Here is a 12,547-nt window from a genome sequence, read left to right as displayed (position 1 = left end):
ATGTATGTCTTCGTTGCCGCATACTTCCTGTTCCTACTCGCACCGATCGCAATCATGTTGCCGGCGAGCTTCACTGCTGCCGACATCCTGACCTTCCCGCCCGACTCCTATTCCATGCGATGGTACGACAACGTCTTGACAAGCCGCGAGTGGCTGAGTTCCGCCTCGATGTCGCTCGAGATCGGGTTGATCTCGATGATCCTCGCGACAGTGGCCGGGAGCCTTGTCGGCTTTGTGGTCTATCACTTCGGGCCGATTGGCACGGGAATGAGATTACTCCTGCTATCGCCGATGCTCGTTCCCCACATCGTGGTGGCAACCGGTCTGTTCCAGGTTTTGGTGCCGCTTCGTCTTCTCGGAGATAAATGGGTGCTGGCGATCGCCCAGGCGACAATGGCGCTGCCAGTGACGGTCATCCTGTCCATCACGGCGTTTGATTCAATCGAACGCAGTTTCTGGACGGCGGCGAGTACTCTGGGCGCGAAGTCGCGGCAGATCGTGGCCAAGGTGATGGTTCCGCTGGTCGCCACGAGCATCGTATCGAGCCTGATCCTGTCGTTCGAGAGTTCATGGCATGAAGTGACCCTGGCGGTTTTCATCGGACCCGCAGTCGTCCCGACGTTACCGAGCAGGATGTTTTCGTTCCTGTTGCAGGAGAGTACTCCGGCACTGGCCGCCGTCTCGACCTTGCTGCTGGTCATTACGCTCATCTGCGCCGCATTGCTTGGTGGGATCGCCTTGCGACGCTCCCGCAAGGTAGAGCAGCGCGCCTCCGTGGAGGCGTAAATGGACGCTAGCGCCAGCCTAACGATGGACCAGTCTGCAAACGAAGCAGGATTTATGAATACGGACACAGCGACCCCATTCTCGACGGGCGCCCCGCAGTCGCAACCCGCCATCAGCGTCGAAAACGTCACTGTCAGGTATGGCGCCTTCACGGCGCTCCAAAACATGAGCATCTCGGTTGGCAGCGGCGAATTGCTGACCGTCCTGGGACCGAGCGGCTCGGGAAAGTCGACCCTTCTAAACATCGTTGCGGGATCGGCCTATGCCGACAGCGGAAGGCTCCTCTTCGAAGGCAAGGACGTAACGCAGACGCCGCCGCACAAGCGCCGCGTGGGCATGGTCTTCCAGCGCTACACTCTGTTTCCCAATCGGACGGTCGCAGAGAACGTTGCTTTTCCGCTCGAGATTCGGAAGGTTGATGCTGAGAAGAAAAAGACGCTGGTCGCTGAGGCGCTCGGCATGGTCGGATTGACCGCTCAGGCCAATCGCTATCCGTCGGAAATCTCAGGCGGACAAGCCCAGCGCGCGGCGCTTGCCCGTGCCGTCGTCTTCCAGCCGGCCATTCTTCTGATGGACGAGCCACTAGGTGCGCTTGACCGCGCACTGCGCAAGACCCTTCAGTTCGAGATACGTTCACTGCAGCAGCGCCTGCACGTGCCGATGCTCTACGTGACCCATGACCAAGAGGAAGCGATGAGCCTGTCTGATCGGATCGTGATCGTGCGCGACGGCAAGATCTACGCGAGCGGAACGCCACGCGACCTCTACCGGTCGCCTCGCTCGACCTGGGGCGCTCATTTTTTGGGCGATGCGAACTGCCTTGAGATCGCCGACGCCCCCGCCAGCGGCAGGATCGTGGTGAGCGACGGGCAGGCGGTGCGCGTCTCCGGCCGGGCACCGGATGCGAAGGAGATGCGCCTCCTGATCCGCCCCGAAAATGTCCGGGTCTCGGCCGGCCGGACCGATTTGGCTGAGTTCACGGCAATCATCCAATGGATCGAGTATCTGGGACCGTTCCAGAAAATCCGGCTCCAGTGTTTTGGAGCGGAGCTGGTCGCTCAGGTCAACGGACAGGAAGGCGATTTCCATGCAGGCGATACGGTCTTTATCGGCTGGAGGGCCGAGGATGCGATCCTGATTGAACATGACTGAATGACATCTCCGCCGACCTCCCGGAGGCGGCATTTCCACGATTGCGAACAAAGGTCCGGCGGCCTCCGCCGGGAATGATTTTGCTTGCGTGATAATTACCAAGGGATTTGATGAATGTTCACCGACTTCAGAACGGAAGAGGCCCCGGAGATACAGGCGCGCCTCGAGCGCCTGCGCCTGCCGGAATCTGTCTACGAGTTGCTTGTTGAAACGGCCCGGAAATATGCCGACCGGCCTGCTTGGCATTTCATCGACGACAATATCAGCAAGACATGGAAAGAGGTTCTGGCCCTCGTCGACAGAGCAGCGGACGCGTTCTATCACCTCGGCATTCGCGAAGGCAGCCATGTCGCGGTCATGGCTTGGAACGTCGAGCAATTCCCGGTGAGTTGGCTTGCGCTGGCGAAGCTCGGCGCGGTCATGGTGCCGGTCAATGCTCGATATACGCCTCGTGAGGTTACCTACGTCCTTGAGACATCCATGGCCACCCACATAATCGTGGAGGAGCAACTGCTTCCGATCGTAGAGGATGCCGAGCGCGCCGGCGTACCCGATGAACATGTCGTCGTCATCGGCAAGGCATCAGGGGCGTTCAGGAGTTGGGCCGATATCCAAGAACGGGCTACGACCTGCGTGCCGCCGGCACCCTATGATCCGGACCGCATCCTGAATTTGCAGTATACGTCCGGCACAACAGGCTTCTCAAAAGCCTGCATGCTGTCTCATCGCTACTGGATCATTTTGGGCCTGACCTCGGTAGAAATGTTCGCCACGAAGATCGAGCGTTTCTATGCCAGCCTGTCGTTCTTCTACATGGTGCCCCAGCGCATTCTGATGAACACAATGTTCTCCGGTGGCTGTCTGGTCGTTCCGCGCAAGCCCTCAGCCAAGCGCTTCATGATCGATGTCGCGACCTACGATTGCGAATACTGCCTGCCGTTTCTGTCGATCAGCAAGGAGCCGCCCCGTCCCGAGGATCACAATCATCGCATGAAGATTGGCTCGAGCGGACTTGGCACCCTGGCCTCGGGCGAGCAAAAGCTGTTCCAGGAGCGCTTCGCCTTTCTGGTCCAGAATTTCTATGGAATGACCGAGATCGGCGGAGGAACTATGGTCCCAGCTCACAAGATCGCGGCAACGACCGATACTGGCACAATCGGCGTGGCAATGCCGTTTCGCGAGATCGCGATTCTCGACGAGAACGGCAAGCCGGTGGCCGTGGGCAAGGATGGCGAACTCTGTGTCCGGGGACCAGGAATCCTGCAGGGCTATTTCGGCAACCCGGAAGCTACGGCATCCGCGTTCCGCGGTGAATGGTTCCGCACTGGCGATCTCGGGCGCAGGGACAGCGACGGCTTCTTTTATTTGGTTGGGCGCCTAAAGGACACGGTACGTCGCAGCGGCGAGAATATCGCGGCGCGCGAGGTCGAAACGGTGCTGCGTTCCGTTCCCGAGGTGATCGAGGTCGCCATCGTGCCAGTGCCGGACGAACATACCGGCGAGGAAGTGAAAGCCTACATCCAGCTTGGCGATGGCCTAAGCCCCGAGCAGATCACGCCCGAAATGCTGCTTGAGCATTGCAAGCTTAATCTGGCTTCGTTCAAGGTGCCCCGCTACATCGAATATGTCTCGGAGTTCCCGTTGACGGATTCCAACCGCGTCCAGAAGCGCAAGCTAATTGTCGCAAAGCCCGACCTTCGGCATGGATCCTACGATCGTATGCTCGAGAAGTGGTGGAACTGAGGAAACTGAACATGGGAACCATTCGCACCGAGATGATTGGGCATGTCCTGTTGATCACGATCGATAACGAACGCAAACGCAATGCCATCGACCACAAGATGGAAAAGGATTTACTGGCGACTTTCCAGAAGGCCGAGCGCGATCCGGATGTTCGGGCGGTGGTGGTGACCGGCGCGGGCGATGTTGCCTTCTGCAGCGGCCATGACCTCACCGAACTCGCATCCATTATGCCGCTCAGCCCCGACCCGTGCTCCTTTCCCGCGCAGATGCGTAAGCCCGTGGTCGCGGCCGTAAACGGCCACTGCCATGCGGCGGGCCTGATGCTTGCGATGTCCTCTGACCTGAGGATCGCCTCTGAAAATGCAGTTTTCGGTCAGCCGGGGGCCAAGATCGGGATGCTTCCAGTCGGCCGGCAGATTATTGGTCTGCCGCTCGCCATGAAGCGGGCCGCAGCGGTGGAGATGATGATGACCGCAGTCCCGGTTACCGCAGCGCAGGCGATGGCGAACGGCTTTCTCAATCGGCTTGTACCGCCGGGCAGGGCACTCGAGGAAGCAATGACGCTGGCGAAGGCGGTTGCCGCCAATTCACCAGATACCGTTGCCGCCATCAAGGAAGGCCTGCGTATCTTCGGCGCGGAGGGTCTGTCGGCCTTCGATAAGTTCGAGAAGCGGACCAGCGACATGCTTATGAGCGGACCTGATGCTACTGAGGGCATGAAGGCCTTTGCCGAAAGGCGGGCAGCCAAGTTCTGACGGCTCTCATTCAGCGCGTGCCCGCGTCATCCGGAACCGGATGGCGAGGTGATCGCGGCGTTCAGAAAAACTTCGCGCGCAGGCTCGAAGCCCATGTCGGCACGATAGCCCGTCGAAAGCCCATCGAGATCTGGTTCCAGGACGAAGCGCGCATCTCGCCGATATCCTTGACCTTGGCGTGCATCGTGAAATCGGAGATGGTGTGCTCCATCTCCCGCAGATATTCGGGCCTGACCTGCTTGCGCGCCAGATGCCTGTTTTCGCTCCACTTGGTCGCGCAGTCGGTGAGCGTCTTGCCGACCGCCGTCGACGCGACGGGCGCATTCTGCACGGCAGTGGGTTCGGGCATCGCGGGCATCGCCGGACGCGCCTTACGCCACGGGCCGGCTGTCGTATCGGGATGGGCCGTACCGATCCCGCCGAGCCGGCTCTCCCGCTGACGGAAGACATCGAGATACGCAAGTTCCGCGGCGAGGCACGCCGCCATGAAGCGCTCGTGATAAGGCAGGGTTCGGCTCAGCGAGACACCAAGGCGGCGAACGTATCCCTGCACGAAGCTCATGCGCTCTGTGGCGTATGTCGAAACCGTCATCGCCTTCAGCGTGGCTTCGCGCGCGATATGGTCCTTTACGTCACGGTTGCTGCGGCGCGGCAGCGCTTCGAGATTGGGGCTGGCCGCGAGGACTGAGCCCGGTATCTGCTGCATCCTGGCCCGCCAGTCTTCTTCCTGCAGGACCGCGCCGAACCAGCCGGCAAGCGCCTGCCACTCCTCCCAGCTGGAGACCCGCAAGAACCTACCGTGCTGGGCGGTTTCGTGATTCACTGGCCCATGGGCGTGATCGGTGGTGTTTGATCCCGGCATTTGGTGGAGTGGGTTGAGCTTGAACTTTTCTGGTTCGATCGTCCATCGTTTGCAGATGAACTCGTAGGGCGTGAGGCCTCTGAGGGTCTTCAGTCTCCGGCCGAAGTTGTAGGCCGTGACGAAGTCGGCGAGGCGCCGTTCGAGCTGGTCGTGGGTGTCGTAGTGGTAGCGCTTGACGGTCGCGTCCTTGATTGTGCGGTTCATTCGTTCGACCTGACCGTTGGTCCAGGGATGCTTCGGCTTTGTGGTGCGGTGGTCGATATCGGCCTGGGCGCAGGCGAGTTCGAAGGCATGGGCGCGGAACAGCTCTCCGTTCGCGATCGCCTCCTTGATGAGCGGGACCGCCGAGCCCCCGGCGCCCGGTGTCGTGAAGTGGATGCCATTGTCGGTCAGCACGGTGTGGACCTTGTAGGGCACCGCCTCGATCAGCCGCCGGAGGAAGTCGCCGGCCGCGCGCTGTTTGGCTTCACGATGAAGCTCGACGAAGGCGAACTTGCTGGTGCGATCGATAGCGACGAACATGTAGAGCCTGCCCTCGGCGGTCCGCACCTCGGCGAGATCGATGTGGAAGAAGCCGATCGGATAGCTCTTGAACTTCGTCTTCGCGGTCGTCTCGCCTTCGATCTCAGGCAGGCGGCTGATCCCGTGGCGCCGCAGGCAGCGGTGCAGCGATGACCGCGTCAGGCTCGGAATCGTCGGCTGCAGCGCGTAGAGGCAATCGTCGAGCGGCAGCAGGGTATGCCGCCGAAAGGCGACGATCACCGCCTCTTCCTCGATCGACAGCACCGTCGAGGTCGGGGTCTTCGGCCCCGTCGGCACATCGGCGACCGAGGTTCGCTTCTTCCACTTCGCGACGGTCTTCTGATTGATCCCGTAGCGCTTGGCCAGAGCCCTCAGGCTCTCTTGACCATGCTGTATCGCTCGACGGACCGCCGCTGTCGTCGTGGCGCTCCCATGGTGAACCTGGCCCATAGCGCATCCCTCGATTCCTGCGTCGAGATTGCACCATCAAAGCGCGGGATCAAACATCTAGCGGGAGACCTGTGCGCGGGTTGGGGTAGACGGTGCCGTTGATAGCTGATTCCATTGAGCTTTCCGGAGTTGGAGAGCGGCGATGGCGCATCGTTCGATCGGTCAGGAGCAACTCGGCTTTGAGATCGGATCGCGGAGTTCGTCGTCTCTGGACGAGCTCGCGGGCCTGCTCGACTGGAAGCCGATCGCGGAGCTGCCCGGGCCGCTCTATCCGGCGGCAAAAGGCGAGCCGGCCTGGCCTCCACTGGCGATGTTCAAGGCGCTGCCGCTGTCGGTCTGGCATGATCTGTCCGACGTGAAGCTGGCCGAGGCGCTCGACGACCGCGCCTCGTTCCGCCGCTTCCGCGGGTTCTCCCGCTCGGAGGCGACGCCGGAGCGCACCGCCTTCGTGCGCTATCGCGGCAAGCTGATCGAGCCCAGCCTCGACCGGACCTTGTTCGAGGCCGTGACGGCCCAGCTCAAGGCCAGTGCGGTAGCGGTCAAGACCGGCACGATGGTCGACGCCACGGTCATCGCCTCGGCGAGCGAGAAGGACGATGATGGCCGATGGGTGAAGCACAAGGGCAAGCCGGCGGTTCATGGCTACAAGGCCCATGTCGGCGCGGATGCCACCAGCGCCTCGGTCGAGAAGGTCTCGGTCACCCCGGCCAACGTCAACGATGGACGTGCCGGCCCCGATGCCATGCCGGACGATCCCGGCGAGGTGTTCGCCGACAGGGCCTGTCGCGGTCCGCATTCTGGTGACGCGGTCCGTGCCAGGGGCGGAACACCGTGCGTCGTGGCAACCGGCATGTGGGGACGCGACCAGGCCGAGGCCCAGGCCCGCCCCCTGGCCTGGAACCAGCCGATCCACCGCGTCCGCGCCAGGATCGAGAAGATCTTCGGGACATGGAAACGCCGCCATGGCCCGCGCCGGATGCGATGGCGCGGTCTCGCCAAAGCCGCTGTCCAGGTTCACCTCACCGCCATCGCCTACAGCCTCAAGCGTACACAATCGATCGTCATGGCGGTGATCTGATCGCGCAAGGCTCGGATCAGCGCGCAACGACGATGACGATGGTGACGCTACCCGAAACAGATTGGCCACAACCGTCTACCCCGACCCGCGCACAGGTCTCCTAGCATCGAGCAGCCACAAAAGGGCCCGCTATTGCTCTACCGCGGCAGCCCGTCCTCCTCAGGAGGCGGCGGCGGTCACCTGGATCTCGACCCGGATCTTCGGCGACGAGAAGCGGGCCTCGACGCAGGCGCGGGCCGGCGGGGCCTCTTTTGAGACCCAGGCGTCCCATTCGACGTTCATCACCGCATAGTCGGCGATGTCGGCGAGCCAGATCGTCGCAGACAGGATGCGGTCCTTGTCGAGGCCGGCTTCGGCGAGCAGTGCGCCGATCTTGTCGAGCACCTGCTTGGTCTGCCCGCCGGCGTCGAGCGAGAAGTCGGCGGCGACCTGCGCCGAGGTCACCAGCATGCCGTTCCAGAGCACGCCCTGACTCATGCGCGGGCCGCGGGCGAGGCGGTCGATGGGAAGCGGCATCTTGCCCTCCTTGAGATCGTCCGGGCTCAGCCCGGCTGCTGCGGGAACTTGCGGGCGAAGATGCCCTCGGCGATGCGGGTCAGCATCAGCTCGATGACGCCGCCGTTGATGAGATGGCCGCGCGCCTTGCGGAAGCAGTATTCGGCGAGCGCGTCCTGGGAGTAGCCCTGGCCGCCGAGCGTCTGAACGGCCAGATCGGCGGCTGCCATCGCGGCGCGGTTGCAGGCCAGCTTCGCGCAGGACGAATCCTCGCCACGCGACGTCCCGCGGTCGGCGCGCGCCGCCGCCCGGTAGAGGACGAGTTGCGCTGCCTCGAGCGCCTGCCGCGCGTCGGCGAGCTGCCATTGCAGGCCCTGGAACTCGGCGAGCGGGCGACCGAACTGCCGCCGCTCGCCGGCGTGGCCGACGGCGAGATCGAGGGCGCACCAGCCCAGACCGAGAGCGCGGGCGGCGTTGCCCAGTTTCTCGACGTCGAAGAAACCGGCCTTGTCGACGAAACCGCCTCTCTCGAAGATCACCGCGTCCTGCGTGGCGCGCACGCCGTTGAAGCGCAGCGCACGCCAAGTTTCGCCGCTCATGAAATGCGTCGGCGGGCCGTAGGACAGGCCCTCCGCATCGGGCTCGAGCAGCAAGGCTCCGATGGCGCCGACGCCCTCGTCGAAGCAGGCATAGACTATGAAACCGTCGGCCTCGGCTGAATTCGCCGTGAACCGCTTGGCACCGTCGAGCAGGATCGTGTCGCCCTCGCGCCTGGCGCGGGTGGTCAGTGCCGCCGACTGCGAGCCCGCCTGCTCCTCGCTGACGGCGATCGGCACGAGAGCCCGACCGGCGAGGATCTCCGCCAGCAGCTCGTGCTGGCGCGCGCTCCGGCCGTAGCGGGCGAGCAGCAGCGGCGCGGCGAAATTGGCCTGATGCAGCGCGTCGGCCCCGCGCGGACAGATGCGCGCCGCCGCCTCCACGGCGACCACGCCCGCCAGCACGCCGGACGGCCGATCCTCGCTGCCCCGGCCGGCGACGAGGCCGGTGAGGCCGTTCGCGGCGAACAGCCGCGTCACGTCGCGCGGGAAGCCCGGCGCGTGGGCCCGCCCGACCGCACCTTGCGCGAGTTCCGCACGGGCGAGAGCGGCGACCTCGCCGGCGAGACGGTCGAACGCGTCAGGCAGTTCGAACGGCATCTTCGGTGTCCTGGCCGGGCTGCGGCGCGGCGAGCGGGCGATAGCCGGCCGGCACATGATAGGCGGCGAGCGTACGCTGCCGCATAATCCAGCGGGAGCGCCCCATCGCTGAGAGCGCCGCCGAGCGCATAGCCTCCGGCCAGCCCATCAGGCTGCTGTAGAGGCCCGAGAGCAGCTGCGTGCGGTCGATCAGCGGGCGCTCGCTCGCCTCCCAGCGGTCGAGCGCCGCGTCGAGCCCGCCGCCCTCGTCGACTACTGCCGCGAGCGCCAGCGCGTTGCCCATCGCGAGCGCGGCGCCCTGCCCGAAATTCGGCGACATCGCATGCGCCGCATCGCCGAGCAGGACGACCCTGCCTTCGTGCCAGCGCTTCAGGATTACGCTCTGGTAGCGGTCCCAGCTCCAGCGCTCCTGCTCGCCGATTCCGTCGATGAAGGGAGCGAGTTGCGGGAAAGTTGCTTTCCAGCTCGCCGCGTCGATGGGAGCGCGGATTCCCACCGGGTCGTCATGACGGGCGACCAGGCCGAGATAGAAATGGCTCTCGCTGCACGGGGCGAGCATGGCGCGACGCCTGCCGCTCCAGTACTCGGCAAAGGTACCCTCGCGCCAGTCGAGCCTGTCGCGTAGCGGCAACAACAGGCGGGTAGAGCCGTCGGCGAACCACCGGTGCTTCTTCAGCAAGCGCCGCCGCACCGCGCCGCGCGAACCGGCGCCGTCCGCGACGACGACCAGGTCGGCCCGCCGGCGGGTGCCATCCGCCATCACCGCGAAGCCAGCCGGGTCGGCATCGCCGACCTCGGAGCCGGTGTGGATATCGACCCCGGCTGCGAGCGCGGCATTCTTCAGCGCCTCGATCACCCGGCTGCGCAGCAGCATGAACATGCGCAGCGTCGAGCTCTCGGTCTTCCAATCGTAGGCGGAGACGAGGCGATCGGCGCCGTCGCGCGTCTCGCGATTGCTGAGTGGAAAGGCGCCACGCACCGCCTCGTCGTAGGCGCCGAGCATCTCCAGCACCTTCAGGCCGTTCTCCGACAGGGCCAGCGCGGAGCCGAAGGCGCGGATCTGCGGGCCGCGCTCGTGCAGGATGACGCTCCAGCCGTAGCGCGCGAGCGCGGTTGCGGCGGCGAGGCCGGCGAAGCCGCCACCGGCGATCTCTGCATGGCGAACGGTCATGACCGCCCCTCGCTCAGGCGTTGACGATGCTGCGCAGGAACCTGCGCGCACGCTCGCTCTGCGGATTGCGGAAGAACGAGATGGCGGCGCCTTCCTCGACGATGCGTCCGCCATCCATCAGCACGGCCCGGTCGGCGACGTCGCGGCCGAAGCCAATCTCGTGGGTGACTATGATCATCGCCACCCGCTCGCGCTCGCGGAGGCTGCGGATCACCGCGAGCACCTCCTCGCGCATCTCCGGATCGAGCGCCGAGGTCGGCTCGTCGAACAGCATCAGCTTCGGCCGCATCGCCAGAGCGCGGGCGATAGCGACGCGCTGGCGCTGGCCGCCGGAGAGCGCGCAAGGGTAGACGTTCGCCTTCTCCGGGATGCCGACGCGCTCCAGCAGGTCGCGCGCGGTGTCCTCCGCCTCCTTGCGACTGCGGCCGAGCAGCTTGCGCGGGGCGATGGTAAGATTCTGCATTACCGTCATGTGCGGGAACAGGTTGAAGCTCTGGAACACGAAGCCGGTGGCGAGTCGGATCGCCAGCAAATCCTTGCGACCGGCCGAGCTGACATCGCGCCCGTCGATGCTGATGCGGCCGCCCTCGATCCGCTCCAGCCCGTTGATGCAGCGCAGCAACGTGCTCTTGCCGCAGCCGCTCGGGCCGAGCAGCACTACGGTCTCGCTTGGAGCAACATCGAGTGAGACACCGTGGAGCACTTGGAGGGCACCGAAGTTCTTCACCACCTCGCGGGCGGCGACGAAGGGGGCGGAGGTCGCCATCACACCGGCTCCCATTTGCGAAGCTTCTCGAGGCGCCGCATCAGCATGGTATAGGCGATGACGAGGGCGACGTAGAGCAATGCCGCCCCGGTGTAGAGCTCCAGGGGGCGGAAGAACTGCACGGTGAGTTCCTGGGCGCGGAACATCACCTCGGGGACCGCGATCACGACGGCGATCGGCACGGTCTTGATGATGGTGATGTGGACGTTGGTGACCGCCGGCAGCGTGGCGAAGAAGGCCTGCGGGAACACGACGTAGCGCAGCGTCTGCAGCCCGTTGAAGCCGAGCGATTCCGAGGCCTGCCGCTGCGTGTTGGGGATCGCCTCCAACCCGCCGCGAAAGGCTTCGCAGGCGAAGGCCGCGCCGTTGAGACTGAGCGAGATGATGGCGCTCTCGACCGCACTTAGGCGCGTGCCGAACAGGATTGGCATGACGTAGTGCACCCAGAACAGCAGGCAGATTACCGGGACCGTCCGAAAGATGTCGACGAAGGCCACCGCGGGCCAGCGCACCCAGCGGCTGCGCACCAGCAGCAGCGTGGCGAGCAACGCGCCCAGAAGCGTCGAGAGCACGATCGACGGGAAAGCGACGCCGACAGTCTGGTACAGTCCCTCCGCCATGTAGGGGCCGTAGCGATCGAGAATGCTGAAGTCGAAGCGGTAGTTCATCGATGCTCGCTGCGGGACCGATGGCTGGCGAAAACGGCCGCGGGGCTGTCCGGCGGGCGCCCCACGGCCCTGAGGATCAGCGCGGACCGTCTGGGGTTTCCGGCGGTAGATCGTGCTTGACGGTGAGGTCGTGATACCAGCGCTGCAGCTTCATCGAGGTCACGTACGCATCCAGCAGCGCAAGCACGTCAGCATCCTTGTAGCGGACCGCATAGGCCAGCCCGCCCCATTCGGTCTCGTCGGCCTTGAACGGGATCAGCTTCAGCTCCGTCGGCCGCTCCTTGGCGCGGACATAGTTGGTCCAGTTGTCGCCAATATAGGCGTCAGCGCGACCCTGCATGACCTCGAGCACGGCGGTCGAGGAATCGGCGAGCGCCGAAAGCTTCGCCTTGGTCACGCGGCGGCGGGCATAGCTGTGCATCGCCGTCCCGGCGACGACGGTGATGATCTTGCCCTCCTTGTCAAGATCGGCCAGCGAGGTGGCCGCATTGCCGGGCCGGGTTAGAGCGGAGGTGTTGAAGAACGCATAGGGCTGTCCGAAGGCGACGGTGGCAGCGCGCTCCGGGGTGATGCCGCCGCCCACCATCACGTCGAACGTGCCCGCCTGCAGTCCGGCGACGATGCCGGCCCAGTTGGTGGCGACGAATTCGACCTTGATGCCCATGCGCTGCTCGAAGTTCTGCAGATCCTCGGCAAGGAACCCAATGTACTTCTTGGTCTGCGGATCGAGTACGATGAACTTTGGCCAGCCGGGCACGAGCCCGACGCGGATTTTCTTCTCGCTCAGAATTCGGTCGAGCGTTTCACCCGCGCCGGCGGGCACCAGGCCGGCAAGCGCGATAGCGGCGGCAAGGAAGGCTGTCTTCAACAGTTTCAGCATCGTCATCCCCTCTTGTTGTGATC

General features: G+C 64.4%; 11 protein-coding genes and 2 pseudogenes. 6 read left to right on the top strand and 7 right to left on the bottom strand.

Annotated elements, in window-relative coordinates; all coding sequences use genetic code 11:
• From AC1RRW_RS15710 to AC1RRW_RS15690, 5 genes and pseudogenes are all read left to right on the top strand, one after another.
• On the top strand, window positions 1–786 hold the full coding sequence (locus AC1RRW_RS15710; protein ID WP_492901696.1) for an ABC transporter permease: 786 nt from the start codon (window positions 1–3) through the stop codon (window positions 784–786).
• 165 nt (window positions 787–951) lie between these two features.
• On the top strand, window positions 952–1,938 hold the full coding sequence (locus tag AC1RRW_RS15705) for an ABC transporter ATP-binding protein (protein WP_492901694.1): 987 nt from the start codon (window positions 952–954) through the stop codon (window positions 1,936–1,938).
• 114 nt (window positions 1,939–2,052) lie between these two features.
• Window positions 2,053–3,681, top strand: a complete 1,629-nt coding sequence (locus AC1RRW_RS15700) for a class I adenylate-forming enzyme family protein (protein WP_492901693.1) — start codon at window positions 2,053–2,055, stop codon at window positions 3,679–3,681.
• Between the two features lie 11 nt (window positions 3,682–3,692).
• Window positions 3,693–4,436, top strand: coding sequence for an enoyl-CoA hydratase/isomerase family protein (locus tag AC1RRW_RS15695; RefSeq protein ID WP_492901691.1), 744 nt, complete (start codon window positions 3,693–3,695; stop codon window positions 4,434–4,436).
• Window positions 4,437–4,591: pseudogene (locus AC1RRW_RS15690) on the top strand (IS630 family transposase); the annotation flags it as partial.
• A 689-nt stretch (window positions 4,592–5,280) separates the two neighbouring features.
• Here AC1RRW_RS15690 and AC1RRW_RS15685 read toward each other — a convergent pair.
• Window positions 5,281–6,270 (bottom strand): annotated as a pseudogene (locus AC1RRW_RS15685) (IS481 family transposase); the annotation flags it as partial.
• Window positions 6,271–6,412: 142 nt separating this feature from the next.
• Here AC1RRW_RS15685 and AC1RRW_RS15680 point away from each other — a divergent pair.
• Complete coding sequence (locus tag AC1RRW_RS15680; protein ID WP_492901689.1) at window positions 6,413–7,348, top strand: IS5 family transposase; 936 nt, start codon at window positions 6,413–6,415, stop codon at window positions 7,346–7,348.
• A 159-nt stretch (window positions 7,349–7,507) separates the two neighbouring features.
• Here the strand turns inward: AC1RRW_RS15680 and AC1RRW_RS15675 are convergent, their stop codons facing one another.
• The 6 genes from AC1RRW_RS15675 to AC1RRW_RS15650 all read right to left on the bottom strand — a co-directional run bounded on the left by AC1RRW_RS15675 (window position 7,508) and on the right by AC1RRW_RS15650 (window position 12,524).
• Window positions 7,508–7,864 carry a RidA family protein gene (locus AC1RRW_RS15675; protein WP_492901687.1) on the bottom strand — a complete coding sequence of 119 codons (357 nt, stop codon included), beginning with the start codon at window positions 7,862–7,864 and terminating at the stop codon, window positions 7,508–7,510.
• 26 nt (window positions 7,865–7,890) lie between these two features.
• The gene (locus AC1RRW_RS15670) at window positions 7,891–9,039 is read right to left on the bottom strand and encodes an acyl-CoA dehydrogenase family protein (protein WP_492901686.1); all 1,149 of its coding nucleotides are present in this window, start codon (window positions 9,037–9,039) and stop codon (window positions 7,891–7,893) included.
• Window positions 9,020–10,261 carry an FAD-dependent oxidoreductase gene (locus tag AC1RRW_RS15665; RefSeq protein WP_492901684.1) on the bottom strand — a complete coding sequence of 414 codons (1,242 nt, stop codon included), beginning with the start codon at window positions 10,259–10,261 and terminating at the stop codon, window positions 9,020–9,022. The genes AC1RRW_RS15670 and AC1RRW_RS15665 overlap by 20 nt, the downstream gene beginning before the upstream one ends.
• Window positions 10,224–10,976, bottom strand: a complete 753-nt coding sequence (locus AC1RRW_RS15660) for an amino acid ABC transporter ATP-binding protein (protein WP_492901769.1) — start codon at window positions 10,974–10,976, stop codon at window positions 10,224–10,226. The genes AC1RRW_RS15665 and AC1RRW_RS15660 overlap by 38 nt, the downstream gene beginning before the upstream one ends.
• Window positions 10,976–11,644: an amino acid ABC transporter permease gene (locus tag AC1RRW_RS15655; protein WP_492901683.1), complete on the bottom strand. Its 669-nt coding sequence runs from the start codon at window positions 11,642–11,644 to the stop codon at window positions 10,976–10,978. The genes AC1RRW_RS15660 and AC1RRW_RS15655 overlap by 1 nt, the downstream gene beginning before the upstream one ends.
• A 76-nt stretch (window positions 11,645–11,720) precedes the next feature.
• Entirely contained in the window at window positions 11,721–12,524 is an 804-nt protein-coding gene (locus AC1RRW_RS15650; protein ID WP_492901682.1) for a substrate-binding periplasmic protein, read from the bottom strand.
• Window positions 12,525–12,547 lie beyond the last annotated feature (23 nt).

This window comes from Allobosea sp. GW821-FHT12C12 (assembly GCF_058807355.1).
The sequence above is the reverse complement of the archived record's forward strand: the minus strand, read 5'-3'. Positions and strand labels throughout refer to the sequence as shown.

Coding starts and splice junctions, on each gene's coding strand:
- AC1RRW_RS15710 (WP_492901696.1), top strand. CDS start 1: ATGTATGTCTTCGTTGCCGCATACTTCCTGTTCCTACTCGCACCGATC.
- AC1RRW_RS15705 (WP_492901694.1), top strand. CDS start 952: ATGAGCATCTCGGTTGGCAGCGGCGAATTGCTGACCGTCCTGGGACCG.
- AC1RRW_RS15700 (WP_492901693.1), top strand. CDS start 2,053: ATGTTCACCGACTTCAGAACGGAAGAGGCCCCGGAGATACAGGCGCGC.
- AC1RRW_RS15695 (WP_492901691.1), top strand. CDS start 3,693: ATGGGAACCATTCGCACCGAGATGATTGGGCATGTCCTGTTGATCACG.
- AC1RRW_RS15680 (WP_492901689.1), top strand. CDS start 6,413: ATGGCGCATCGTTCGATCGGTCAGGAGCAACTCGGCTTTGAGATCGGA.
- AC1RRW_RS15675 (WP_492901687.1), bottom strand. CDS start 7,864: ATGCCGCTTCCCATCGACCGCCTCGCCCGCGGCCCGCGCATGAGTCAG.
- AC1RRW_RS15670 (WP_492901686.1), bottom strand. CDS start 9,039: ATGCCGTTCGAACTGCCTGACGCGTTCGACCGTCTCGCCGGCGAGGTC.
- AC1RRW_RS15660 (WP_492901769.1), bottom strand. CDS start 10,976: ATGGCGACCTCCGCCCCCTTCGTCGCCGCCCGCGAGGTGGTGAAGAAC.
- AC1RRW_RS15655 (WP_492901683.1), bottom strand. CDS start 11,644: ATGAACTACCGCTTCGACTTCAGCATTCTCGATCGCTACGGCCCCTAC.
- AC1RRW_RS15650 (WP_492901682.1), bottom strand. CDS start 12,524: ATGCTGAAACTGTTGAAGACAGCCTTCCTTGCCGCCGCTATCGCGCTT.